We start from the raw sequence: 23,886 nt of genomic DNA, 5'->3' as shown, positions 1-23,886 counted from the left end.
GGCGGGCGGACCGCCGCCGCCGGCTGTCCCGGACCGTTTTCTCCACCAGGGTTTTCCACAGGCCGCACACGCCCTGGCGACAGGCGGTGCACACCCCGGATACGCTGAGGTCGCAGCGCAAGAGCGTGCCGTATTGGGGGCGTTGGTGACGGACGGATTCGATTTCAGTCCCGGGGCGCAGGTTCCCCTCTCGGGGGCGGCGGGACAGACGGCGGCGACCCAGGCACTCGCCTCGGCCGCCTACCGCGACGACCCCGTGGCAAAGCTGCTCGAGGCCAACTCGGAGTGGACCGTCTCGGAGGTCAAGGCCCCGAGGATGTCGCTCTTCGAGCCGAATCTGGGCGAGGCGTTCGCGCGCGCCGTCCAGACGAGAATGCTCGGCGGCGGCCGGGGCCAGGTGATCCAGTCCTTCGGCATGGAGCCGCAGACGGTCGTGGAGCACTGCCTGGCCGCCAACCGCATCCGCAAGACCCGGGACGCGCGGCTCACCGCCGTCATGGTGATCTTCGGGCTGCTGTTCCTGCCCGGGACGCTGCTCTGGCTCGGCGCCTTCCAGCTGCGCCGCTCGGTCGCCGGGGCCCAGGACAAGCGGATGGGGGCGCTCGGCACGGCGCTGCTGCTGGCACTCGGCATCATGGTCCTGATCTTCCTGATCAAGCTGCCCTTCAGCGGCTTCTGGGGGATCTATCTGCGGGGCGTCGTGGTCGCCCCGGTGATCGGCTGGTACATCGCCAAGCAGATCTGCGAGCGCACCGCCAAGGAGCTCCGGGACGCCTGGGGCGGGCTGCTCTCGGGCGGCGGCATAGGCGCCAAGGTGCCCGAGACCGTGCCCAACCACCCGGGCCAGACCGCCGCCGAGGAGCTGCGCAAGTCGCTCCACAAGCTCACCGCCGAGCAGCACAGCAATGTGGTCTTCTACGCCGGCCCCAAGGGCATATTGGGCATGGGCACCCGCTGGGGCAGCTGGCAGCTGGCCGAGGACCTGGTCTCGGCCGATCCGGACAAGGAGATCGACCCCTTCCGCAGCTGGGACGTCATACGGGCGATCCATGACCAGCTGCGCATGCTGGAGCGCACCCCGCTGCACACCGGTGGCTTCCCGCCGCCCTCCGTGCGCCACTGGGTGGTCTCGCCGATCGGCGAGGGGGCCAAGTCGGTCTCGCGCGGCGGCACCTCCGAGGAGGAGGGCTTCCAGATAAAGGGCGTGGACCTCCAGCGGATCTGCGACACGCAGCAGTTCGGCGCCGGTGACCGGCACTATCTGGGTGTGCAGTTCGTGCTCTGGGACGGCCAGTTGGTGATCACGCTGATGATCACGGTGACCCTGCTGCACAAGACGCTGCGGATCGAGGTCACCGGGCACGCCCTGGGGCCGGTGCACCCGATGTTCACCAGCAAGCCCTCAGCGCCCAGCAAGACCGTCGCCAAGCCGATCCGGTTCTGGGAGACCAAGTCCATCCCGCTGCCGCTGGTGAACGCCAAGGAGGTGGTGCGGCTGGCCGCGCGCGCCCCCTTCACCTGGTACCCGCCGATCCTGGACCACCTGGGCGGCAAGCTGGTCCTGCCCGAGCCGTTCGGTCTGCGGCATGCCTGGGCGGACAAGCCGTGGCGGCACCGGTTCATGGCGGACGACGCCCTGCGCGCCGCCACCCCGGTGCTGCGGGTGGTCCATGAGGCGGCCATCGGGGTGCTCAAGCGCCACGGCGTGGACACCGAGCGCTTCGGCAACCGCTCGCTGGCGCTCAGCGGCCAGATCCAGGAGGCGGCCCCGAAGAAGGCCGATCTGTACGACGCGTAGGGCCGCGTAAGGCCGCACCGCACGAGAAGGCCCCGGCCGTGCGGCCGGGGCCTTCTCGTTTCGCCTGCCGGGTCCGTGCCCGTGCTTATGCCTCCGCCTCTGCCCCCGCCTCCGCCTTCGGCCAGGCGTCGGCGAGCAACCGGCGGGTGTCGGCGAGGAGTTGCGGCAGCACCTTGGTGCTGCCGATGACGGGCATGAAGTTGGTGTCCCCGCCCCAGCGCGGCACCACATGCTGGTGCAGATGCGCCGCGATCCCGGCGCCGGCCACCGTGCCCTGGTTCATCCCGATGTTGAAACCGTGCGCACCCGAGGCGGTACGCAGCGCGGTCATGGCGGCCTTGGTGTATTCCGCCAGCTCGACCGTCTCCTCGGCGGTGAGATCGGTGTAGTCGGCGATGTGCCGGAACGGGACGACCATCAGGTGGCCGCCAGTGTACGGGTACAGGTTCAGCACGGCGTACACGGAGCGACCGCGGGCGATGATCAAGCCGTCCTCGTCGGACTTCTCCGGAATGGAGCAGAACGGACAGCCGTCGCCCGCACCCGGGCCGGTCGGCTTGTTCTCCCCCTGGATGTAGGCCATCCGGTGGGGCGTCCACAGGCGCTGGAACGCGTCAGGCGTCCCCACTCCGATCTGCTGTTCCGGCTCACTCGTCATGCGGGCCAGCATATTCGCCCGGCAGGGGTGAGGAAGAGCCGAGGGGCGGCCCCGCCTCGGGACCGCCCCTCAGAATCCCGGCCTCCGTGGAGACCGCTGTGGATCAGACCTGGATCCGGCGCTCCACGGCGTCGACGATCTCGGCCAGCGCCTGGTCGATCGGGATGCCGTTCTTCTGCGAGCCGTCGCGGTAGCGGAAGCTCACCGCGCCGGCCGCGATGTCCTCGTCACCGGCGATGATCATGAACGGCACCTTGGACTTCTGCGCGTTCCTGATCTTCTTCTGCATCCGGTCCGAGGACGAGTCCACCTCCATCCGCAGGCCCTTCGCCCTGGCCTGCGCGGCGAACTCCTCCAGATACGGCACATGGCCGTCACCGATCGGGATGCCGACCGCCTGGACCGGGGCCAGCCACGCCGGGAAGGCGCCCGCGTAGTGCTCCAGCAGGACCGCGAAGAAGCGCTCGATCGAGCCGAAGAGCGCCCGGTGGATCATGACGGGCTGCTGCCGGGAGCCGTCCGCCGCGGTGTACTCCAGCTCGAACCGGGCCGGCTGGTTGAAGTCGAGCTGGATGGTCGACATCTGCCAGGTACGGCCGATCGCGTCCCGTGCCTGGACCGAGATCTTGGGGCCGTAGAAGGCCGCGCCGCCGGGGTCCATGACCAGCTCCAGGCCCTGCTTCTCAGCGGCCTTGCGCAGCTCCTCGGTGGCCTCTTCCCACTGCTCGTCGCTGCCCATGAACTTGTCGGAGTCGTCCCGGGTGGACAGCTCCAGATAGAAGTCGCTCAGGCCGTAGTCGCGGAGCAGGTCCAGCACGAAGGTGAGCAGGCTGTCGAGCTCATCGGCCATCTGTTCCTTGGTGCAGTAGATGTGCGAGTCGTCCTGGGTGAAGCCGCGGGCCCGGGTCAGGCCGTGGACGACGCCGGACTTCTCGTAGCGGTAGACCGTGCCGAACTCGAACATCCGCAGGGGCAGCTCGCGATACGACCGCCCGCGCGCCCGGAAGACCAGGTTGTGCATCGGGCAGTTCATGGCCTTGAGGTAGTAGTCCTGGCCCTCGAACTCCATGGGCGGGAACATGCCGTCCATGTAGTGCGGCAGATGGCCGGAGGTCTCGAAGAGGCACGCCTTGGTGATGTGCGGGGTGTTGACGAACTCGTACCCCGCCTCCTCGTGCCGCTTCCGCGAGTACGTCTCCATCTCCTTGCGGATCACGCCGCCCTTGGGGTGGAACACCGCCAGGCCCGAGCCCAGCTCGTCGGGGAAGGAGAACAGGTCCAGCTCCGCGCCCAGCTTGCGGTGGTCGCGCTTCTCGGCCTCGGCGAGGAAGTCCAGGTACGCCTTCAGCTCGTCCTTGGTCGGCCAGGCGGTGCCGTAGATCCGCTGGAGCTGGGGGTTCTTCTCGCTGCCCCGCCAGTAGGCGGCGGCGCTGCGCATCAGCTTGAAGGCCGGGATGTGCCGCGTGGTCGGCAGGTGCGGACCACGGCACAGGTCCTTCCAGCACAGCTCGCCGGACTTGGCGTCGAGGTTGTCGTAGATGGTCAGCTCGCCCGCGCCGACCTCGGCCGACGCGCCCTCGGCGGCGTCCGCGGCCGCCCCCTTGAGCCCGATCAGCTCCAGCTTGTACGGCTCGGCGGCCAGCTCCTCGCGCGCCCCCTCGTCGGTGACCACGCGGCGGGAGAAGCGCTGCCCCCGCTTCTGGATCTCCTGCATCTTCTTCTCGATGCGCTTGAGGTCCTCCGGGTGGAACGGGGTCTCCACGTCGAAGTCGTAGTAGAACCCGTCCTTGATCGGCGGGCCGATGCCGAGCTTCGCCTCCGGGTACAGCTCCTGCACGGCCTGGGCCATGACATGCGCGGTGGAGTGGCGCAGGATGTCCAGACCGTCCTGGCTGGTGATCTCCACCGGTTCGATCTCGTCGCCCTCGGCCGGCTGGTACGCCAGGTCCTTGAGCTGTCCGCCCACGCGCACGGCGACGATCGAGCGGTCGCCGGCGAAGAGGTCCGCCGTCGTAGTGCCCGTGGCCACCACACGTTCTTCCCGCTCGGAATCGCGTTGGATGATCACACGGACGTCTGACACCGGTCTCTCCTGACTGAAGGATGGCTCCCCGCGGCGAATACCGCGCAGCGTGAATCGTACCGAGCCGACGGGTGCGACCGCGAAACGGTGGTGCGGGCCCCCCACGGCCCGGGGCGGCGGTCAGGGGCCGCCGCCGCACGCCTCCTCGAAGAAGTCCAGGTTCTCCTGGAGCGACTTGACCAGCCGGTCCCGCTCGGCCTCGTCCACCTGGACCGGGGTGACGCCGGTGGCTCCGCTGAGCCGACGGAAGCCGCCGCGGCTCTCCAGCCGTCCCCGCACCTGGATCGGCAGCCCCACCAGATGGGCATGGCCGGCGATGCGGTAGTCGTCCTCGTCCAGGGTGATCCGCACCTGTGCGACATCCGCCCCGGACAGCACCCGCAGCCGCACCGTCCCGGGTCCGCCGGGGCCGGTACGGCGCAGCCGCACCACCGCGCCGGTGATCAGCACCGGCGGGGAGGGCTCGTCCCGGACGTAGCGGGCCCCCGCCTCCCGCAGTCCCGGGAGATCGCCGGGCGAGAACTCCACCGGATCGGGCCGGGCGGCGAACCCCGGCGGCGGACCGGCGGCCGGTGCCCACTCCAGCGCCACCCGAGCCCCTTCCGTGCCCTGGACCAGCGCGATCACCGCATCGGTCAGCTCCCGGCACACCCCCGCCGCGACCGCCGCGTCATACGCCTCCATGCCGCCCGTCGCCCGGTGGTAGTCGGCGGCGTCACGGAGGGCGTACAGCGCGCGCAGCAGGGTGACGGAGGTGGCGCGGCCGTCCTCCGCGACGGGCACGAAGACGGTCAGCTCACGGCCGGCGGACTCCGTGCCCGAGGGCCCGGTCAGCACCCGCTCCAGCCACGCCTCGGCGGCGCGGCGGTGCCGGGCGCCGTAGTAGCCCGCGCGGCCCCGGGTGGCGAGCGCACCGGCCAGCAGGGTGTCGCGGGCGGCGGTGCGCAGCCGCTCCTGCGCGGTCCAGGCGGCGGTGCCGCCCGGGGATTCGGGCACCGCGCGGCGCCAGCGGATCTCGTCGCCGGGCACGGCGAGTGCGGTGAGCACCTCACGGGCGGAGGGGGCGGCGCTGCGGCTGAGCGCCATCAGCGCCTCGCCGAGCAGATCGCCGCTGTCGGGGAAGTCCCGGCTCTCGGGCACCAGCAGGCTGGTGCCGCCCGCGAGGCGGCCCGGCGGGGTCCACCGGGCGTAGTGCCCCGGGGCGCCGCCGCGGCGGCGCCAGCCGTGCCGGGCGAGCAGCGCGCCGAGGACGGCCGGGTCGACCGTGTCGGGGTGCGGGACCGGCGGGGGTGGCGGGGAGTCCTGCGGCCACGGTCGGTCCATCACGGTCTCCCTCCCGCCCCGACCCGGGTCATGATCTCGCAGAGCGCGCGGTCGTCGAAGACGCGTGCGGTCGGGATCCGCACGGTGGTCCGCCGGCGGCCCGTGATCGGGTGGCCGGCCAGGTTGATCCAGTAGCAGCAGTGGCGCAGGGACAGGCGGTCATGACCGGCCCGCAACCAGTCCTCCCGGCGGCGCGGCACGATCATCACGACGAGGATCTTGTGCACGGACACCGGGCTGCGGGCGAGCTTTACCAGGTGGTCGTTGTCGAGGGTGAACGCGAAGGTCGGCCCGGGAGGGTCCGGCGCGATCTGGTACGTGGCCTTCAGCTGCACCTTGATGGTGACTTCGTCGTCCACGGCGTGACCGGGCGCGCTGTGGCTGACATGCCAGTCGATGCCGTGGTCGGGGAAGGGCTGGGCCAGCGAGCAGCCGGCGGCGGCCGCCACCGCGTGCAGATAACCCACCTGAGGGGTCTCCATACAGGCGGTGGTGGCGATCTGGCCACGCACGGGAGGTGGTCCGCTCAGGGCGAGACCGCTCGCCATCGGGGCCGGGTCGGGTTGCGCGAGCGTCATGTCCGTGACGCCTTCCGGTCGTCGCCGGCTCGTACATCTGTGTTGTCTCCCCGTCAGGACCTCGGCAAACAGCGGCGGTTCGGGCTGCCCGCTCCGGGTATCACCTGGTCGGGGCGGGGTGCAGATGTCATCGACGGGAAGCGCACGAGGAGTTGAGGCCATGCCGTCCTGGTTCGAGGGGCCGCTCGCCGCGTTTGACACGGAGACCACAGGTGTCGATGTCGAACATGACCGGATCGTGTCGGCGGCCCTGGTGGTGCAGCGCGGGACCGGAAGTCTGCCGGAGGTCCGGCGCTGGCTGGTGAGTCCGGGAGTGCCGGTGCCGCCGGCCGCCACCGAGATACACGGTCTGACCGATGCCCATCTTCAGCATCACGGCAGATGGCCGGCGCCGGTGATGGACGAGGTGGCGCGGGCGATAGCGGAGCAGACCGCGCGGGGCACCCCGCTGGTGGTGATGAACGCGCCGTTCGATCTGACGTTGCTGGACCGCGAGTTGAAGCGGCATCGCAACTCCAGCCTGGCGGGCTATCTGTCGCTGCGGTCGCTGAGCGTTCTCGATCCACGGGTGCTGGACAAGCATCTGGACCGCTATCGCAAGGGCCGCCGCACCCTGATCGATCTGTGTGCGCACTACGGCGTGGAGCTGACGGGCGCGCATGACGCGGCGGCGGACGCCGCGGCCGCGCTGAACGTCGTACGGGCGGTGGGCCGCCGGTTCGCCTCCCGGCTGGAGACCCTGACCCCCGCCGAGCTGCACGCCCGCCAGACGGTCTGGTACGCGGCGCAGGCCCGCGGACTCCAGGCGTGGTTCGCGCTCAACGGCTCGGACGAAGTCTGCGATCCGGCCTGGCCGCTGCGGCCCGACCTCGCGGCCGCCGCCTGACGTCCGGCTCTCGCTCCGCCGCACGGGCTGAGCGCGGACGCTTCAGCCCTTGCGGAGCGAGAAGGGGTGGCCCGCCGGGTCGGAGTAGATCCGCACATCGCGGGGGCCGCCGTTGTGCTTGGTGTCCAGCGGTCGGGCGCCCAGGTCGACGACCTGGCGCTCCGCGGCGTCGATGTCCTCCACCAGCAGGTCCAGATGGGCCTGCTGGGAGTCGTCCGGCCGCGGCCAGCTCGGCGGGGCGAAGCCGTGGTCCCTGAGGAACGCCATCCGCGAACCGCCGGGTGCGACGATCTCGACCCGGTCGGGGGTGGTCAACGGCTGGATCTGCGCGCCGAGCACCTGGGCGTAGAACTCGGCGAGTTCTACGGGTTCGGCACAGTCCAGGGACAGGACGGCTGCGCTCGCTACGGCCATGAGTTCCCCTCCACTTCGTCACCCACGGAAGTTTTATCCGGATACCCAGCTCCGGGCCGCACAAGCACACAGACATGAGGCCGGGCCGCCTGCTGGCGGCCCGGCCTCATCGGGTGGTGGGCGATACTGGGTTCGAACCAGTGACCTCTTCGGTGTGAACGAAGCGCTCTCCCACTGAGCTAATCGCCCGGGTTGTTCTCCTCGGGGCCCTCCCCGGTGGAACGACCTGAACAATACAGGTCGCGGCGGGTTTGGTTCAAACCACGTTTCCGCCGGAGGGCCCGGAGGGCTCGGAGGCCGCCCCGGCCGCACCGGGAGTCTCAGTCGGTCCGGTCGCCCCGGGAGTCTCAGCCGGCCCGGCGGCCCGTGCGGCGAGGTGTGCCCGCAGCCCCCGCCGCCCGGAGCGCATCATCAGGGCGTGGTTGGCCCGGAAGACGGGGCGGCCGGGGAGCGCGAGGCGGCGCAGCAGCGGTTTGCGGGCCACCACCTCCTGTTCGAAGCGGGCGCGGGTGCCGATGTCCTGGGCCATGACCGTCCAGCGCACCCATCCCTCCAGATCGCCGGAGAGGCGGATCTCCAGTACGCCGGCCGCCGGGTCCTGACGTGCCTCGCTGACGATCACCCGCAGGTCGTACGGGACGACGGAGCGGAAGCGGGCGGCGCCGCTGCGCTCGTCGATCCGACGGACCTCACGGACCTGGGGCCACCACCACGGATAGTCCTCGGCGTTCGCCAGCGCCGCGAAGACGGCGGCGGGCGGAGCGTCGAGGTCCCAGCGGCTGTGGAAGCGGTAGTGGCACCAGTCCATGCCCCCAGTGTGGTCGGCCGGTGGCGGCCGGCGCCAGCTCTAGCCCGGCAGCTTGTCGCCGACGAGCGCGAGGTTCTGGATCGCGGCGAGGCCGTACTGGGCGGTGGCGTTGGTGCTCACCCAGGCCGCCTCGACGCCGGGCTCCAGTACGTCCGGGCCTTCGAGCTCGACCGTCTTCCAGCTGGTGGTGGTGTCCGGGTAGCCGTCGCCCTCGTGGTACTCGGTGAACTTCCGCCAGGCGCGGGCGGCCAGCTCGTCGTCCTTCAGCTGCACGGCGGCGTAGGCGTCGAGCCGCGAATGGCCCTGGACCAGGATCAGGGAGCCGAAGTCGGCGCCATAGCGGGCCTTCTGCTCGGCCTTGGTGGCGTTGAAGTAGCGGCAGTAGTCCAGCCATGCCTCCTTGAACTGCGGCATGTCGATGAGGTCGATCACCTCGGCGCAGACCTCGACCAGGCCGAAGACCGCGGACAGATGGGAGACGCTGACCTTGGGCTCGTCGTCGATCGCGTACCTGCCGGTGTCGAGGTCGTACAGGCCGCTGCCCTGGACGAAGCCGTTGGGCTGGGCCGCGATGGTCTCCATGGTGGAGCGCAGCCGCGCCTCGGCCTTCTTCGCCTTGGGGCCGCGCCGCTCCCATTCGGTGAGCCAGGCACCGGCCAGACCGCTCCAGTCGGTGCCGAAGCCGATGGACAGGGCGTGCGGGTCGGGCTCGTAGTCGGGGTCCTCGCGGACCTTGCGCTGCGGATCGAGGACGAGGAACGTCTCGTCGGAGTCGACGAGGGCGTGCATGATGTCGCCGACCCGCTCGTCCGCGGTGAGGAAGTAGTAGTAGCGGCGGTACAGGGCGGTGGAGATGCGCTGCTGTTTGGCGCTGTCGGCGAAGTGCTGGACGCCGTGCCGGGTGCCGAGCCCGGCCCATGTGCCGAGGTGGTAGGCGTCGACCTCGCCGGTGTGCCGGGTCATGGTTTCGGCGAAGCGGAAGATGTCGGAGCGGCCGGAGCGCAGATACGCCAGCCACAGCCACAGATCGGGGGAGAGCTCGGAGTTGTCCCAGGCGTAGCCTCCGACGTCGTACCGCCACTGGTGCCGGTCGCCGTCGTAGGTGTGCATGATGTCGCCGTAGTCCCAGAAGCCGTACCAACGGCGCTGTTCGACCTGGCCCTTGTGGTAGTCGAAGAGGAAGTCCAGCCGGTTCTCGATCTTCGCCTTGGCGGGGGTCGAGCGGTCGACGGGGGCGAAGAGGCCGCCGAAGACCTTGGCGCGGGCCAGATCGGCGGGACCGGCGGCCAGTTGGGGCGGGGTGCGCACGGCGGCGGCCTGCCGGACGAGGGTGTCGGCGTCGGGGGTGGCCGCGTTGGCCCAGAAGGTGAGTTCGCTGGTGCGGGCGATGCCGTACGGGGTGCCGAAGTCCGGTTCGTAGTCCTCGTAGGTGATCTGGAGGCCCTCCAGCTGTTCCGGGTAGCTGTCCTGGCCCAGGCCGTCGTGGTAGAAGCGCAGGTCCATGGGCTGGGCCTCGGGCGACCAGAGCCACAGGGTGACCTCGGCCTCGTCCCCGGCGGCGCCGCGGATGTCCAGCTGGGCGGGGAACTTCTCCCAGAAGTCGCGCAGTCCGAAGGAGAGTCCGCCGCTGACGCCGCCGACATAGCCGAAGCCGTTCGCCCGGCGTCCGCCGCCCGCGGCGATCCAGCCGTGGCCGGGCTTGGTGCGCTTGCGCAGGGTGAAGCCGTCGGCGGAGAGCTGGGAGAGGGTGTAGTCGCCCCAGGTGGGGATGAGGTGCAGCCGGGAGGTGACGCGCTGGTCCCAGGTGGCCGGGTCGGGCAGCTTCTCGCCCTTCACCTGGGCCGTGCGGACGCCCGCGCCGGGGTCGCGGCGCAGCCCGGTGACGCCCTTGACGGCCTCGGTGAGGAATCCCTTGCCCTCGCCCGCGATACGGATGTGGCGGTCGTACGCCTCGTCGCGCATCGGTACGGAGAAGCGGACGCCGAGGCCGCGGATGAAGTCCTTGTTCTGATCGCCGTCGTAGGTGATCGTGTGCACCATGCGGAAGGAGTCGGCGCCCGCGTAGAAGTAGAGCCGGACGCTGAAGGGGAGCCAGCCGCGGCGGCCCTTGCGGTGTGTGCCGTCGATGCGGACGACGACGCGGACGGGGCCCCTCTGCTCGACCTCGGTCCCGCTGATCTCGCCGTCGAACCGCTCCCACGCGGCGCTGCCCTGATCGCCGTCGTCGAGGCCGCCCTGGCGGAGCAGGACCAGCCGGCCGTCGCGGGCGATCTCGGTGGAGCCACGGGTGACGGTGCGGACGAGCTTCTTCCCGTCCTTGCCGATCACGGCCTTGATCACCCCGGTGTCGACGGTGATCCCGCCGCCGCTCTCGGAGACGGTGACCTTCTTGGCGGGCGCGGCGGGCTTGCCGGTGGTGAGCCGGTAGGCGCTGCCGGTGAGGCCCTCCCCCGCCGCGTGCGCGGTCCATTTGAGGGAGCCGTCGGGCCAGTAGGCGGTGGCCCAGGTCTGGAGCGGCACCTCCTTGCCGTCGGCGGTGGTCAGCGTGAACGTCCGGTCGCCGGGGTGGGCGCCCTTGGGCCAGGGGACGCCGAAGGTGGAGCCCGCGGCCGCGCCCAGACCGCCGTCCTCCAGCCATGTGATGTCCACGGGCTCGTCGGCGGACTTCCTCGCGGGACTGTCGGCGGCGGCCTTCGGGGCGTTACCGGCGAGCAGCCAGGAGAACGGCACGGCGGCGCCGGTGACGGCAGCGGCCTTGAGGAGGTCGCGTCGGGGGATCGGGGGCATGTCCGCTTCACCTTTCGTACGGGGGCGGGGGGGAACGGGGGGTTGGTCAGGGGCAGGTGCATGACATACGGCAGGACGGAGCCGGTCAGCAGGCGGCGGACGGCGCCGGATCAGGCGCGGGCGCGCCGCTCCACCGCGACCGCACAGCCCGCGAGGGCGCCCATGGCCGGGGCGATCAGCGGCAGCATCTGCCAGGCGGCGACGGCGAGCACCGCGAGCCCGCCGACGAGCAGCAGCGATCCGCCGGGGTCGGCGGCCAGGCCCTGGCGTGCGGCGGTACGGGCGGCGGTCGGCCAGGGGGTGCCGGGCCGCCGCACGGCCGCCGTCCGGAGCCCGAGGACGATCACCGCGAGCAGGCCCGCCACGCTCACCGCGATCAGCGCGGGCCCGCCGGGCAGGGCCCCCGAGCGGGCCACCCGCAGATCGAAGGCGAGCAGTGCGAGCGCCGCCCACCACAGCAGGGAGAACCGCCAGCCGCTCCGGGCCGCCTCCCGCAGCCCGGCGAGGAAGTCCCGCCAGGTGGACCGCTCCCCGTCCAGATGGCGCCGCAGATGCGCACAGCCGGCCGCGAAGGCGGGCAGCACGGTGATCACCGGCAGCGCGGCGAGCACCACCCACACGCCGGTCAGCAGGCATTCGGCGAACAGGGCGAAACGCAGCGGGCCGCGCTCGGGCCGCTGCACACCGCGTACGGCGGCTTCTGTCATGGCGGTCTCAGCCCTTCAGTCCGGAGGTCGCCGCGCCCTCGACCAGATAGCGCTGGAAGGCGAGGAAGAAGAGCAGCACCGGCAGCAGGGCGACGAGCGACATCGCGACCATGCCTCCGTAGTCGGCGACGGAGTCCTGGTCGATGAAGAGCTTCAGGCCCATCGAGACCGTGTACTTGTCCGGTTCGTTGAGATAGAGCAGGGGTCCGATGAAGTCGTTCCAGGACCAGATGAAGGTGAAGATCGCGCTGGTGATCAGGGCCGGACGGCACAGCGGCAGCACGATGCTCCAGTAGATGCGCGGATGGCCGCAGCCGTCCAGCCGGGCCGCCTCGTCCAGCTCCCGGGGCAGCCCGCGCATGAACTGCACCATCAGGAAGACGAAGAAGGCGTCCGCCGCCAGGTACTTGCCGAGCAGCAGCGGCACATAGGTGTTGATCAGGTCCATCTTCTGGAACAGGATGTACTGCGGAATGATCAGCACCTGGAACGGCAGCAGCAGGGTGGAGATCATGAGCGTGAAGAGCGCGTTCCGCCCCGCGAAGCGGATCCTGGCGAAGGCGTAGGCGGCCAGCGAGCAGGAGAACAGCACGCCGATCACCGAACCGGCCGCCAGGAGCAGTGAGTTGGTGAAGAAGGTCGAGATCGGCACGTCCGCGATGCCGTCGCCGAGCCGGCGGTAGTTGTCGACGATCGGATCGGTGGGCAGCAGCTGGAGGCTGCCGATGATCTGGTCACCGGGTTTGAACGAGCCGCCGATCACCCACACCACGGGGTAGAGGATCACCGCCAGCACGGCGAGCGCCCCCACATGCCAGATCACCGAGCGCGCCCGGCGGCGCCCGACCGTCGCAGACGCACTCACGACGCCTCCCGCTCGGTCCCGGCGCGCTCCGCCGCACGGACTTCCTTCGTCACCGCACGCTCCTTGGTCGCCGCGTGGTTCCTCAGTCCAGCCCGCGCGGCGCGCCGGTCCGCGCTCACCTGGCGTCCTCCTCGTAGTGCACCCAGCCGCGCTGGGTCTTGAACAGCACCGCGGTCACCAGGCCGATGCCGAGCATCAGCATCCAGGCCATCGCGGCGGCGTAACCCATGCGCAGATTGTGGAAACCCTGCTCGTAGAGGTACCAGCCGTAGACCAGCAGGGAGTCGCCCGGTCCGCCGGTGTTGGTGCCCGCCCCCACGATCACCACCGCAGAGGTGAAGACCTGGAACGAGTGGATGAGCTCCAGCAGCAGGTTGAAGAAGAGCACCGGGGAGATCATGGGCAGGGTGATGGACCGGAACCGGCGCCAGCGGCCGGCGCCGTCCATCGCGGCGGCCTCGTACAGCTCGTTCGGCACCTGCTTCAGCCCGGCCAGGAAGATCACCATCGGCGCGCCGAACTGCCAGACGGTGAGGGTGATCAGTGTGGGCAGCGCCCAGTCCGGGTCGCCGATCCAGCCGCCGACGTCCCAGCCGAAGAGACTCATGGACTTGTCGACGATCGCGTCGTCGTTGAAGATCGCCCGCCAGACGATGCCGATGCTCACGCTGGCGCCGATGAGCGAGGGGGCGTAGAACGCCGAACGGTAGAAGCCCTGTCCCTTGCGGGGCTTGACCAGCAACAGCGCCACGGCGAGCGCCGCCGCCAGCTTCAGCGGCGTGCCGATCAGCACGTACTTCAGCGTCACCTGGACCGAGGTCCACCAGCGGTCGTCCTCGAGGAGGTCCTGGAAGTTCTGCAACCCGATCCACTGGGGCGAGTCGAAGAGGTTGTAGTCGGTGAACGCCAGATAGAGCGAGACGAGCATCGGGCCGAGGGTGAGCAGCAGGATCCCGATGCACCAGGGGGTCAGGAAGAGATAGCCCGCGAGGGTCTCCCGGCGGCCCTGCCGCCGCCCCGCCGCGGGGGCGGCACCGGGGCCCGGGGCGGCCTTCGCCCCGGACGTCCCGGTGGGAGGCCGCGCCCCGTCCGCCGCACGCGTCGTGGTCGGTGTCACGGAAACTCTCCTCACGACCCGAGCGCGGACTCGGCCTCGTCGAAGAACTGGTCGACCGCCTTGTCCATCGAGGTCTGCCCCAGCGCGACCTGGGTGTAGATCCTCAGGAAGGCGGCCTCGGCGACATCGGCGCCGGCCGGATGCGGGGTGATCGGCTCGAGTTCGGCGCTGACGCTCTTCTCATACGCGGCGATCTTGGCGTCGACGCCCTGCGGCTTGTACGCGTCGTACTGGGCGGTGGTCGCCGGGATGCCGCGGTTGTAGCCCATGATCTTGCCCACCTCGGGGTCATGGGTCATGAAGTCGATGAACTGGGCGACTTCCTTGGGGTGCTGGGTGCGGGCGGAGCCGCTGAGCATCAGTGAGGAGAGGTACTGGCCGGTCCGCTTGCCGTCGGTGGTCGGGATCGGCCCGAGGTCGAGGGTGGTCTTGGTCTCGGCGGCGAAGCGGACCAGGAAGTTGTCCCAGGTGAACTCGGCGGCCGACAGATCGGCGCTGATCGACGCCTTGGGCTTGGCCTGCTCGGACTTCTTGCCCGGCACCAGCTCATCGGCCTTGGCGTGCTGCCGCCACAGGCTCCACCACCGCGTGAGGTCGTCCTTGGTGAAGCCGAGCTTGTCGTCCTTGGTGAAGAACGCCTTGCCGTTCTGCCGCATATACAGGTCGTACAGATACATCACATTGGCGTTGTCGCTCGCGCCGTAGAGCGTGCCGTCGCTCTTGCGCACCTTCTTGGCGGCCGCGAAGAAGTCGTCCCAGGTCCAGCCGTCCTCGACGGTCACCCCGGCCTTCTTGAAGGCGTCCGGGTTGTAGAAAAGGGCGAAGGTATTGGCGCCGACCGGCACGCCGAGGAGCTTGCCGTCGATATCGCCGGCCTTCTCCAGCCCGTCGCGGAAACCCTTCAGGCTGAGGTTTCCCGCCTTGGCCTGACCGTTCAGGTCCAGGAGCAGGTTCTTGTCGCCGTATTTGCGCAAGAAGGCGTAGGAGTTCTGGAAGACGTCCGGGGCGTTTCCGCCCGCGGCCTGGGTGTTGAACTTGCTCCAGAAGTCGGTGTATTCCGAGAAGTCCGTCTTGACCGTGATGTTCGGATGTTCCTTCTCGAACAGCTCCACCGTCTTCTGGATCAGCTCGGCGCGATCCTTGGCGCCCCACCAGGAGTAGCGGATGGTCACCTTGCCGTCTCCCGAGCCACTCCCCCCGCCACAGCCGGTGGCCAGCAGCCCCAGCGCGGCCACCGCGGCCGCGGCCGCCCGGAACCCTCTTGCCCTCGCCGTCCATCGCCGAGCACCCATGCACGCCCCTCCCGGGCAGGTCGTCCGACCGCCCCCACAGCTTGAAACGTTTTAGGCAAGCGCTTGCCGGGACAAGTTATGGACCGGCGACGCCTACGTCAACGGTTCGGACAGGATCGATCGGATCGGGTGAGGCGCCTGCACGAAAGCGCTTGGGGCGAACGCCACCGGCCATCCGCCACCGGACACCTTCGGACATGCGACAACGCCGAGGGCCCGGAAGACTGATGCCTTCCGGGCCCTCGGTCCAGGGTGGGCGATACTGGGTTCGAACCAGTGACCTCTTCGGTGTGAACGAAGCGCTCTCCCACTGAGCTAATCGCCCTGGCGCACGGCCAACATTAGCGTATGCCGGACCGTGCTCATGACCAGCCCTACGAGCCAGGGCCGGTCACTGCTCGATCTTCCACGGCATCACGACGCCGAACTTCCACACGTAGACCGACACCGCCGCCGCGCAGACGACCACGGCGATCGTGGTCAGTATGAGATTGCGCCGGCGCACCTTCGGATCCAGCGCACGGTGCGCCGCCTCGGTCACCTTGCGCTTGGTCCAGGCCAGCACCAACTGGGCCCAGACGAACTCGGTCGCCCAGATCGCCATACCGGCGAATATCACCAGCCACCCCGGACCGGGCAGCGGCAGCATGACGATGCCCACGCCCACGACCGCGAGGCCGACGATGAACACTCCGACCTGCCAGCTCAGGTGGAGCGGGCGCGACCGCTGGATGAACCGCGGTGCCCGGGAACCCAGCACTGGCCCCTTCGTCGGCGCATCGTCCCCCGTCGCGGCATGGGGCACCGATTCGGAACCCCCCTGCCGCCCGTCACTCTCCGCGTTCATGTGACCCAACTTACCCGATCGCCCGAGCTCACCGGAACGGCGGTAGCGGCCGCCCCGGAGCTGGGCCGCATGAGCTACCAGAAGCGCCGCAAAACGGTCAGAGGGGTTTACAACGGCACCGTAGGTGGCATGTCGATTTCGCCGACGTGCGAATCCCCGAGCGCACACTGAGCGAAAGGCCCTGGCGCTTATGAACACCACGGTCAGCTGCGAGCTGCACCTGCGCCTCGTTGTGTCGAGCGAGTCCTCACTGCCTGTACCCGCGGGCCTGCGGTATGACACGGCCGACCCTTACGCCGTGCACGCCACCTTCCACACCGGAGCCGAAGAGACGGTCGAATGGGTGTTCGCCCGCGACCTTCTCGCCGAGGGCCTGCACCGGCCCACCGGCACCGGCGACGTCCGCGTGTGGCCGTCCCGCAGCCACGGCCAGGGTGTGGTCTGCATCGCCCTGAGCTCTCCGGAGGGGGAGGCACTGCTCGAAGCCCCGGCGCGGGCCCTGGAGTCGTTCCTGAAGCGAACCGACGCCGCGGTGCCACCCGGCACCGAGCACCGTCACTTCGACCTCGACACGGAGCTCTCCCACATCCTGGCGGAGAGCTGACACCCGGCGAGAGCTGAGCGCTCGGCCGTCCGACTCGGGGAGACGGCGCGAAGCCGGGACGCGACATCCGCAACATACCGGTACTGACCATTCCGACCACGGCAATCACGACAACGGCAGAGGCAGGCGACGGTGCCGTCGCCGCGGCACCGTCCGCGGTGACGGCACCGTCCTGTGTACGCGCGACACCGCCGGATGAACACCCGGGGCCCCGGCAGGGCTAGAGTCGGGCAGATCGAGGGCAGCCCAGGGGCAGCCGCCGACCCAGCCGGCCAGGGAGCCAACCGTGCTGATCAACCACGACACCCGGTGCGCGCTCGACGTGGTCGTCGATCTGGTGAACACCGCGCCCGAGGGCGCGGACCGGGACGACCTCGCCGACGTCCCCGCACTGCGCCGGTTCGTCGAGCGCAATGACATCAGCGACATCGGCGCGCTCGGGGAGCGCGACCTCACCGCCGTCCGGGCCGTACGGGCCCGGTTCGCCGAGGTCTTCGCGGCGGCCGGGAACGAGGCCGCCGGCCGCCGTACCGCCGAGCTGCTCAACGCGATGATCGCCGCGGCCGGGACCACGCCCCGGCTCACCGACCACGACGGCTACGACTGGCATGTGCACTACTTCGCACCCGGTGCCTCGCTGGCCGACCACCTCGCCGCCGACGGCGGCATGGCGCTGGCCTTCCTCGTGGTGGCGGGCGAGCGGGAGCGGCTGCGCCGCTGTGACGCGCCGGACTGCCGGCACGCCTTCGTGGATCTGTCCCGAAACCGCTCCCGGCGCTACTGCGACAGCCGCACCTGCGGCAACCGGCTGCATGTCGCCGCGTACCGCGCCCGGCGCCGGGAGGCCGCGAGCTGACCGCGCACACCCGGCGGTCGGGGGCCGGGCGGCCGGGACGGGGGTGGGCCGCCGCCTCACCACCAGCAGGGGTCGCCGCCTCACCACCGGTACAGGTCGTGGACGGCGGTCACGAAGAGCAGGGTGCCGATGAACGCCAGGAACAGCATCAGCGGCGGCTGCGAGAGGGCGAAGAGACAGCCACGGGGCTCGTCGCTCGGCGGAACAGGGGGTCCTTCGATGGGGGATTGCTCCCCGGGCGGTGATTGCAACATCTCGCGGAGATCATGACCCAGCCCCGGCCCCGCCTGCGACCAGTGATCGTTTTTTGACCGGTCGCTGGTCAGATCCCGTGTTTTTTGAGTATGGCCTCGATGTCGGAGAAGTCATCTGTGCCAGAGCTCGTTCCGCCCCTGGCCTTGGACCTTCCCGCCGCCTTGACCCCGGTGGCCCCTCGGCCCGGCCCCAGGGCGGGCTCCGAGGCGCCCGCGGAGAGCCCGGTCCGTTCCGCCGCGGCCGCCGAGCGCCGCTCCTTACGGGTGCCGCCGGAGCGGCGCTCGGCAGCCCGGCTGATCATGAACAGCGCCCAGGAGAGGCCGAGCACGCCGAAGCCCGCCCAGACGGTCGGCTGGAAGACCAGGTTGGTCACCCAGTCCAGGACGCCGGTCAGCGCCAGGCCCAGCGGGATCAGGGCGTAGGCGGCGATCCGGGTCGCGGCCAGGAACCGCTTGCGGTACGCGGTCAGCCCGGCGATGCCCAGACCGGCAGCGGACAGCGCGGCGCACACGGTGTCGGTCAGCATCGTTCCTCCCGCGACTGGGTTCCGGTATGTCCATCGTGCACCCCTTAAGGCGGCGTGGGCCATGACCCCGGCCCGGGATCAGGGACATCTCCGGGTACGGAGCAGGGGCCGGGGGCTGGAAGACTGGCCCCATGAGCCACACCGACCCCTCCCCCCGCCCCGTGCTCGACGTCTGGTGCGAGTTGCAGTGCCCCGACTGCCGTACCGCCCTGGCCGATCTGCGCGCGCTGCGCGACCGCTTCGGGGACGCCCTGGACATCCGGCTGCGCCACTTCCCGCTGGAGCGCCACCGGCACGCCCACGCGGCGGCTCAGGCGGCCGAGGAAGCCGCCGCCCAGGGGCACGGCTGGCCGTATGTCGAGGCGGTCCTGGAGCGCGCCGAGGAGCTCGGGACGCGCGGTGAGCCGCTGCTGGTGGAGGTGGCCCGGGAACTGGGCCTGGACGCCGAGGAGGTGGACACCGCGCTGATCGACGGGCGGCACATCCTCATCGTGGACGCGGACCAGGCCGAGGGCCGGGCGATCGGGGTGACCGGCACCCCGACGTATGTGATCGGCGGCGAACGGCTCGACGGCGGCAAGAGCCAGGAGGGGCTGCGGGAGCGCGTCGAGGAGATCGCCGCCCGCCTCGTCGCCGAGCGACCGTAAGAGCCGTAAGGACGTAAGGGCCCGGGAGACCCTGGAGGCCCGGGGAAGGCCCTGGAGGGGCCCCTGAGCGGCGCGCCCGGCCCTAGAGCAGCGGCTTGTAGAGCTGGTATTCGACCGGCTCGTAGCCCAGCGACTCGTACAGCCGCAGCGCCGGAGTGTTGCCGCCGAAGACGTGCAGGCCCAGGCTGCGCGCCCGGTGGGCCAGGGTCGCGCGCTCGGCGGCCAGCATCAGCGTGCGGCCGTGTCCCCGGCCGCGGTACTCCTCGGCGACCTCGACGGCGTAGACGTACGCCTCCCCGCGCTCGGCGGCGTCGGGCTCCCCCGTGCGCAGCGCGACCCAGACGGTGCCCACGTCCGTACCGCCGTGGGCGAGGACGCGCAGCAGGGCGCCCGGGGTGGCCGGGCCCTGCGGCAGCAGCGTGCCGTAGTCGGTGTCCGCCTTGGTGTCGGCCTGCTGCCGGGTGAGTCCGCGCTCCAGGAGATTGGCGATGTACCCGGCCCGCTCATGGGCGTACCACGCCGCGTAGTCGGCCTCCGCCAGGGGACGTATCGCGCTGCCCTGGGGCAGCTCGGGCGGCTCCGTGAGCCGCTTGAGCATGTTGCGGCCGCGCTCGCGGTAGCCGAGCGCGGCCGCGAGCCCGAGGGCGGTCGTGGCCGGGGCGGGGACGCTCACCACCAGCTGGGCGCAGCCCCAGCCGCGCAGCACCTCCTCGGCGGCGAGCGCGGCGACCGTGCCGCGGCCCCGGTGCCGCTCGGCCTCGTCGATGTCGAGCCGCTCGATACGCCCGGCCTCCGGGCCCAGACGGGCGTCGGTGGCCAGGCGGACGGAGCCGACGGGACGGCTGTTGACGCATACCTCGTACGAGCGGGCACGCCCGCCGCCGTCGGTGCGCTGTTCGGGCGCGGTGGGTCGCAGAGTGGTGGTCACGAGGGTGTTTCTACCGGCCCGCCGGGCGTTCGACACCCGTTTTTCCGGCGCGGACCCGCCGCTGCCGCCGGATCACGGGTCGCTGCCGCCGGATCAGGGGTCGATGTCGGCGGCCGCCCGCTCGGTGAAGATCCGCATGGCCTCGGCGGTGACCGGTCCGGGGGCGCCGGGCACAGCGCGGCTGTCCACCCGGTGCACGGCCTGTACGTCGCGGGTGGTGGAGGTCAGGAAGACCTCCTCGGCCCGGTCCAGCGCCTCCAGCGGCAGGTCGGTCTCCTTCGCGCCCACCCACTCCAGCACCAGGGCACGGGTGATCCCGGCGAGGCAGCCGGAGGAGAGCGGAGGGGTGTGCAGTTCGCCGTCGAGGACCACGAAGACGTTGGAGCCGGTGCCCTCGCAGAGCGCGCCGACCGTGTTCCCGAAGAGGGCCTCGGTGGCGTTCTGTTGCCGGGCGCGGGCGAGCGCGACCACGTTCTCGCCGTAGGAGGTGGTCTTCAGACCGGTGAGCGCCCCGCGCTCGTTACGGGCCCAGGGGACGGTGACCACGGCCGTGGAGTCGGCCGGGCGGGCCGCCTCGACCAGGGCGACCACCAGCGTGGGGCCGGCCGTGCCCCGGTCGGAGCCGAGCGGCGAGAAGCCGCCGGTGTAGGTGATCCTCAGCCGCCCGAACGGCACCGGATTGGCCCTGAGCACCTCCTCGCAGCCCCGCCGCACCTCGTCCGCGTCCGGCTCGGGGAGCCCCAGGCCCTCGGCGGAGCGGGCCAGCCGCCGCAGATGGCGGGTGAGGGCGAACGCCCGCCCCTCGGTGGCCTTGACGGTCTCGAAGACGCCGTCGCCCACCGTGAGCCCATGGTCGAATACGGACACCCTGGCGCTGTCCGGGTCGCAGAGGGATCCGTCGAGCCAGATGGCCGGTTTCATCGCGTCGCCCTTCCCGTCGGCTGCTGTACACCCGACGCTACCGTGAGCAGCCGGGCGGCCTTGAGTTCCGTTTCATCCCATTCGCGCTCCGGGTCGGAGCCCCAGGTGATGCCCGCCCCGGTGCCGAACCGCAGCACGGCCCCGGCCGGGCCGCGGTCGATCCAGAAGGTCCGTATCCCGACCGCCAGCTCACCGGTGCCGCGGTCGGCGTCGACCCAGCCGATACCGCCGCAGTACGGGCCGCGGGGCGCGGTCTCCAGCTCCGCGATGGCGCGCAGCGCGCTGGACTTGGGCGCGCCGGTGACCGAGCCGGGCGGAAAGGCGGCCGCGAGCAGCTCGGGCCAGCCGGTGCCGGGGGCGAGCTCGCCGCGCACCGTGGAGACCAGGTGGACCAGACCCGGGTGCGGCTCGACCGCGCAGAGCGCCGGGACGGTCACCGAGCCGGTGGCGCAGACCCGCCCCAGGTCGTTGCGGACCAGGTCCACGATCATCACGTTCTCGGCGTGGTCCTTCTCCAGCAGGTCCTCGGGGCGGCGGCCGGTGCCCTTGATGGGGCCGGACTCCACGGTGCGCCCGACCCGCCGCAGGAACAGCTCGGGCGAGGCCGTGGCGACCTCCACCCCGTGGCCCGGCAGCCTTACGGTGCCCGCGTACGGAGCGGGGTTGCCCAGGGCCAGCAGCGCGGTCAGCGCGTCCACATCGGCTCCGGCCGGATCGGGCAGCGGCGCGGACAGCACCCGGCAGAGATTGGCCTGGTAGACCTCGCCGGCCGCGATACGGCGCCGGACGCTCCGCACGCCCGCGGTGTAGGCGGCCCGGTCCAGTGACGAGCTCCACTCACCGGCCGCGGGGCCGCGCCAGCCGCCGGGCACGGGGGCCGGCACCGGCTCGGTCCGTACGTTCGCGAAGCGAGCGCAGACCAGACGGCCCTCGAAGTCCGCGACAACGGCCCAGAAACCCTGGGTGTCCAGGGCCGACGGGTCGCTGGTGACCTCGCGCAGATCGGTGGCGAGCAGTCCGCCGAAGCGGGCGAGCGGGGGCAGGTCGGGCACGGTTGCGAGTCTATGGCGCCCAGGTCAGGGCGGCCTCGGGAGGGAGTGCGGCGCGCGAGCAGGGCAGCACGCTGCGGAAACGGAATTTGAGCTGGCCCGGGAATCCGCTAGAGTTCAACACGTCGCCGGGACGCGGAAGCGCCCCGGGGAAACGACACCTGCGGACGTGGCTCAGTTGGTAGAGCATCACCTTGCCAAGGTGAGGGTCGCGAGTTCGAATCTCGTCGTCCGCTCGAAGTGGGGGTTTCGATCCCCACGGCTGGTGGAGTGGCCGAGAGGCGAGGCAACGGCCTGCAAAGCCGTCTACACGGGTTCAAATCCCGTCTCCACCTCGGACGATTAGCTCAGCGGGAGAGCGCTTCCCTGACACGGAAGAGGTCACTGGTTCAATCCCAGTATCGTCCACTCGGATCCTCGTGATCCATCCCGCGCGATTAGCTCAGCGGGAGAGCGCTTCCCTGACACGGAAGAGGTCACTGGTTCAATCCCAGTATCGCGCACGCAGTCCTGCGGACGATTAGCTCAGCGGGAGAGCGCTTCCCTGACACGGAAGAGGTCACTGGTTCAATCCCAGTATCGTCCACTCGGATCGGCCGAGGGCCGGAGCGAACAGCTCCGGCCCTTCGCCGTTTCTCAGGACGAGAAGAGCATGTGCCCGAAGCCCCGGTGGTGCTTGTGGTGGCCGTGGTGGCCGCCGTGGTGCGGCGCACCCCACGCGGGCGCGGCCGGGTACGCCTGCGGGGCCGGCGGGGCGGCGGGCGGCATCTGCTGGGTCCACTGCGCCTCAAGGCGGGTCAGCGCCTCCAGCTCCCCGTAGTCCAGGAAGATCCCCCGGCAGCCGCTGCACTGCTCTATCTGCACGCCGTTGCGGTTGTACGTGTGCATCGGCGCATGGCACTTGGGACACTGCATCGTCCGCTCAACTCCTCATGCTTCGGGCGGAGCGCGCCGGAACACCCGTCCGGGCGCGTGGACTTCACCCTACGGCCTCCATGAACCGGGCGATGCGGACGGCCGACTCCACCATCGCCTCCTCCGCCTCGTCCAACGCCCGCCCGGCGGCCGCCGCCTTGGCGAGCGCCAGCGCGGCGGTCTGGACGGTGAGGGCGCGGGCGGGCACGTCCAGTCGCGGCCAGGGGTCGCGCTGCCCCGCAGCGGAACCGTCCGCGGCCCGGTACGCCCCCAGGAACCGCTCCCAGTCCTCGGGCTCGAGCAGCCCGGCCGCGTACCAGGCGGCGGGCCGCGCGAGGTCCCAGGCCGGGTCGCCGAGGCCGAGGTCGTCGATGTCGATCAGCCGCCAGTCGGTGGCGCGGTGGCGGATGAGCTGGCCGAGGTGGAGATCGCCGTGGCAGAGGCGGAGACCGCCGTGGCAGCGCCCGTCGCCCTCACCCCCGCCGTCGCCCGCTCGCCGGTCCACACCCCGCGCCCAGCCGGGCAGACCGGCCCAGGCCCGCAGTACGGCCCGGGTGGCCGCGGTGTCGGGGAGCGCCGCCGCCCGCAGCCGGGCGATGGCGCGGGCCGCCTTGGCCGGGCCGCGCATCGCCGGGAGCGGACCGGGCAGTTCGGCGACCGGCACGGCGTGCAGCCGGGCCAGCAGCTTCCCCGCCTCGACCCAGGGGGCGGCGTCGGGCTGGTCGGGCGATACGGGCTCGCCGTACGGCCAGAGGGTGACCTGCCGGCCGTCGGGCAGCGCGGCCATGCCGTCGACCGGCGGCAGCAGTATCCCCGCGCACCGCGGGTGGGCGGCCACCCCGAGCCGGACGGCCAGCTCGGCGGGGTCCGTGCCGGGCGGATGCGCCTTGGCGACGACGTGGCCGCACCGGACCACGGTGGCGTCGGGGCGGTCGGCCAGCACGGTCACCTCGGCGGTGGGGTCGCGCCGGGCCCGGCGGAGGGTGGTGACGAGCTGCGCCGCGGTCTGGCTCACGGCTCCC

Annotated in this window: 24 protein-coding genes, 7 tRNA genes and 1 pseudogene; 10 read left to right on the top strand and 22 right to left on the bottom strand. The window is 71.2% G+C overall.

Annotation, left to right across the window (positions count from 1 at the left end; genetic code table 11):
• Positions 1-145 precede the first annotated feature (145 nt).
• Positions 146-1,798, top strand: coding sequence for an AbeC-like domain-containing protein (locus PS467_RS33695; protein WP_268975460.1), 1,653 nt, complete (start codon positions 146-148; stop codon positions 1,796-1,798).
• Positions 1,799-1,883: 85 nt separating this feature from the next.
• Here PS467_RS33695 and PS467_RS33690 read toward each other — a convergent pair whose 3' ends face one another.
• The 4 genes from PS467_RS33690 to PS467_RS33675 all read right to left on the bottom strand — a co-directional run bounded on the left by PS467_RS33690 (position 1,884) and on the right by PS467_RS33675 (position 6,440).
• Positions 1,884-2,468: an HIT family protein gene (locus tag PS467_RS33690; RefSeq protein ID WP_311038376.1), complete on the bottom strand. Its 585-nt coding sequence runs from the start codon at positions 2,466-2,468 to the stop codon at positions 1,884-1,886.
• Positions 2,469-2,559: 91 nt separating this feature from the next.
• A complete protein-coding gene (gene thrS / locus PS467_RS33685; protein WP_311038375.1) occupies positions 2,560-4,539 on the bottom strand; it encodes a threonine--tRNA ligase in 1,980 nt (659 codons plus the stop codon).
• 120 nt (positions 4,540-4,659) lie between these two features.
• A complete protein-coding gene (locus PS467_RS33680) occupies positions 4,660-5,862 on the bottom strand; it encodes a serine/threonine-protein kinase (RefSeq protein WP_311038374.1) in 1,203 nt (400 codons plus the stop codon).
• Positions 5,862-6,440, bottom strand: a complete 579-nt coding sequence (locus PS467_RS33675) for a DUF4365 domain-containing protein (RefSeq protein ID WP_432280672.1) — start codon at positions 6,438-6,440, stop codon at positions 5,862-5,864. The genes PS467_RS33680 and PS467_RS33675 overlap by 1 nt, the downstream gene beginning before the upstream one ends.
• A 160-nt stretch (positions 6,441-6,600) precedes the next feature.
• Between PS467_RS33675 and PS467_RS33670 the strand changes: the two genes are divergently transcribed.
• On the top strand, positions 6,601-7,326 hold the full coding sequence (locus PS467_RS33670) for a 3'-5' exonuclease (protein ID WP_268975456.1): 726 nt from the start codon (positions 6,601-6,603) through the stop codon (positions 7,324-7,326).
• A gap of 42 nt (positions 7,327-7,368) precedes the next feature.
• Here PS467_RS33670 and PS467_RS33665 read toward each other — a convergent pair whose 3' ends face one another.
• The 11 genes and pseudogenes from PS467_RS33665 to PS467_RS33615 all read right to left on the bottom strand — a co-directional run bounded on the left by PS467_RS33665 (position 7,369) and on the right by PS467_RS33615 (position 16,163).
• Positions 7,369-7,740, bottom strand: a complete 372-nt coding sequence (locus PS467_RS33665) for a VOC family protein (protein ID WP_311038373.1) — start codon at positions 7,738-7,740, stop codon at positions 7,369-7,371.
• 114 nt (positions 7,741-7,854) lie between these two features.
• Positions 7,855-7,929 (bottom strand) — tRNA-Val (locus PS467_RS33660).
• A 178-nt stretch (positions 7,930-8,107) separates the two neighbouring features.
• A pseudogene (locus PS467_RS33655) lies at positions 8,108-8,548 on the bottom strand (SRPBCC family protein); the annotation flags it as partial.
• A gap of 39 nt (positions 8,549-8,587) precedes the next feature.
• On the bottom strand, positions 8,588-11,335 hold the full coding sequence (locus PS467_RS33650) for an exo-rhamnogalacturonan lyase family protein (RefSeq protein ID WP_311038372.1): 2,748 nt from the start codon (positions 11,333-11,335) through the stop codon (positions 8,588-8,590).
• Between the two features lie 110 nt (positions 11,336-11,445).
• Positions 11,446-12,042, bottom strand: coding sequence for a DUF624 domain-containing protein (locus tag PS467_RS33645; protein ID WP_311038371.1), 597 nt, complete (start codon positions 12,040-12,042; stop codon positions 11,446-11,448).
• Between the two features lie 7 nt (positions 12,043-12,049).
• A complete protein-coding gene (locus tag PS467_RS33640) occupies positions 12,050-12,907 on the bottom strand; it encodes a carbohydrate ABC transporter permease (protein WP_311038370.1) in 858 nt (285 codons plus the stop codon).
• On the bottom strand, positions 12,904-13,026 hold the full coding sequence (locus PS467_RS33635; protein ID WP_311038369.1) for a hypothetical protein: 123 nt from the start codon (positions 13,024-13,026) through the stop codon (positions 12,904-12,906). Before PS467_RS33635 ends, PS467_RS33640 begins: the two co-directional genes overlap by 4 nt.
• On the bottom strand, positions 13,023-14,024 hold the full coding sequence (locus tag PS467_RS33630) for a carbohydrate ABC transporter permease (RefSeq protein WP_311038368.1): 1,002 nt from the start codon (positions 14,022-14,024) through the stop codon (positions 13,023-13,025). Before PS467_RS33630 ends, PS467_RS33635 begins: the two co-directional genes overlap by 4 nt.
• An 11-nt stretch (positions 14,025-14,035) precedes the next feature.
• Positions 14,036-15,316: an ABC transporter substrate-binding protein gene (locus PS467_RS33625; RefSeq protein WP_311038367.1), complete on the bottom strand. Its 1,281-nt coding sequence runs from the start codon at positions 15,314-15,316 to the stop codon at positions 14,036-14,038.
• A 253-nt stretch (positions 15,317-15,569) separates the two neighbouring features.
• Positions 15,570-15,641: transfer RNA gene (locus tag PS467_RS33620), tRNA-Val, on the bottom strand.
• Positions 15,642-15,707: 66 nt separating this feature from the next.
• The gene (locus PS467_RS33615; RefSeq protein WP_311038366.1) at positions 15,708-16,163 is read right to left on the bottom strand and encodes a TIGR02611 family protein; all 456 of its coding nucleotides are present in this window, start codon (positions 16,161-16,163) and stop codon (positions 15,708-15,710) included.
• Positions 16,164-16,353: 190 nt separating this feature from the next.
• Here PS467_RS33615 and PS467_RS33610 point away from each other — a divergent pair, with 190 nt between their 5' ends.
• Both PS467_RS33610 and PS467_RS33605 read left to right on the top strand, forming a co-directional pair.
• On the top strand, positions 16,354-16,767 hold the full coding sequence (locus PS467_RS33610) for an SsgA family sporulation/cell division regulator (protein WP_003959770.1): 414 nt from the start codon (positions 16,354-16,356) through the stop codon (positions 16,765-16,767).
• A gap of 286 nt (positions 16,768-17,053) precedes the next feature.
• Positions 17,054-17,623: a CGNR zinc finger domain-containing protein gene (locus tag PS467_RS33605; protein ID WP_268975447.1), complete on the top strand. Its 570-nt coding sequence runs from the start codon at positions 17,054-17,056 to the stop codon at positions 17,621-17,623.
• Positions 17,624-17,703: 80 nt separating this feature from the next.
• On the opposite strand, the gene PS467_RS33600 is transcribed toward PS467_RS33605, so the two are convergent.
• Both PS467_RS33600 and PS467_RS33595 read right to left on the bottom strand, forming a co-directional pair.
• Entirely contained in the window at positions 17,704-17,877 is a 174-nt protein-coding gene (locus PS467_RS33600; RefSeq protein WP_268975446.1) for a hypothetical protein, read from the bottom strand.
• 68 nt (positions 17,878-17,945) lie between these two features.
• Positions 17,946-18,404: a hypothetical protein gene (locus PS467_RS33595; RefSeq protein ID WP_311038365.1), complete on the bottom strand. Its 459-nt coding sequence runs from the start codon at positions 18,402-18,404 to the stop codon at positions 17,946-17,948.
• A gap of 131 nt (positions 18,405-18,535) precedes the next feature.
• On the opposite strand from PS467_RS33595, the gene PS467_RS33590 reads away from it, so the two are divergent.
• Complete coding sequence (locus tag PS467_RS33590) at positions 18,536-19,051, top strand: DsbA family protein (RefSeq protein ID WP_268975444.1); 516 nt, start codon at positions 18,536-18,538, stop codon at positions 19,049-19,051.
• An 82-nt stretch (positions 19,052-19,133) separates the two neighbouring features.
• Here the strand turns inward: PS467_RS33590 and PS467_RS33585 are convergent, their stop codons facing one another.
• From PS467_RS33585 to PS467_RS33575, 3 genes are all read right to left on the bottom strand, one after another.
• On the bottom strand, positions 19,134-19,979 hold the full coding sequence (locus PS467_RS33585) for a GNAT family N-acetyltransferase (RefSeq protein WP_311038364.1): 846 nt from the start codon (positions 19,977-19,979) through the stop codon (positions 19,134-19,136).
• Positions 19,980-20,072: 93 nt separating this feature from the next.
• Complete coding sequence (locus PS467_RS33580) at positions 20,073-20,900, bottom strand: aminotransferase class IV (protein WP_268975442.1); 828 nt, start codon at positions 20,898-20,900, stop codon at positions 20,073-20,075.
• On the bottom strand, positions 20,897-21,952 hold the full coding sequence (locus PS467_RS33575) for a chorismate-binding protein (protein WP_311038363.1): 1,056 nt from the start codon (positions 21,950-21,952) through the stop codon (positions 20,897-20,899). Before PS467_RS33575 ends, PS467_RS33580 begins: the two co-directional genes overlap by 4 nt.
• A 160-nt stretch (positions 21,953-22,112) precedes the next feature.
• On the opposite strand from PS467_RS33575, the gene PS467_RS33570 reads away from it, so the two are divergent.
• The 5 genes from PS467_RS33570 to PS467_RS33550 all read left to right on the top strand — a co-directional run bounded on the left by PS467_RS33570 (position 22,113) and on the right by PS467_RS33550 (position 22,535).
• Positions 22,113-22,185: transfer RNA gene (locus PS467_RS33570), tRNA-Gly, on the top strand.
• Positions 22,186-22,213: 28 nt separating this feature from the next.
• Positions 22,214-22,284, top strand: a tRNA-Cys gene (locus PS467_RS33565).
• A 1-nt stretch (position 22,285) separates the two neighbouring features.
• A tRNA-Val gene (locus PS467_RS33560) sits at positions 22,286-22,357 on the top strand.
• Between the two features lie 23 nt (positions 22,358-22,380).
• A tRNA-Val gene (locus tag PS467_RS33555) sits at positions 22,381-22,452 on the top strand.
• Between the two features lie 11 nt (positions 22,453-22,463).
• Positions 22,464-22,535 (top strand) — tRNA-Val (locus PS467_RS33550).
• Between the two features lie 50 nt (positions 22,536-22,585).
• Here the strand turns inward: PS467_RS33550 and PS467_RS33545 are convergent.
• Together PS467_RS33545 and PS467_RS33540 are read right to left on the bottom strand one after the other, a co-directional pair.
• On the bottom strand, positions 22,586-22,864 hold the full coding sequence (locus PS467_RS33545) for a TFIIB-type zinc ribbon-containing protein (protein WP_311038362.1): 279 nt from the start codon (positions 22,862-22,864) through the stop codon (positions 22,586-22,588).
• 64 nt (positions 22,865-22,928) lie between these two features.
• Positions 22,929-23,879, bottom strand: coding sequence for a phosphotransferase (locus tag PS467_RS33540; protein ID WP_311038361.1), 951 nt, complete (start codon positions 23,877-23,879; stop codon positions 22,929-22,931).
• Positions 23,880-23,886 lie beyond the last annotated feature (7 nt).

The organism is Streptomyces luomodiensis (assembly GCF_031679605.1).
Classification (GTDB): domain Bacteria; phylum Actinomycetota; class Actinomycetes; order Streptomycetales; family Streptomycetaceae; genus Streptomyces; species Streptomyces luomodiensis.
The sequence above is the reverse complement of the archived record's forward strand: the minus strand, read 5'-3'. Positions and strand labels throughout refer to the sequence as shown.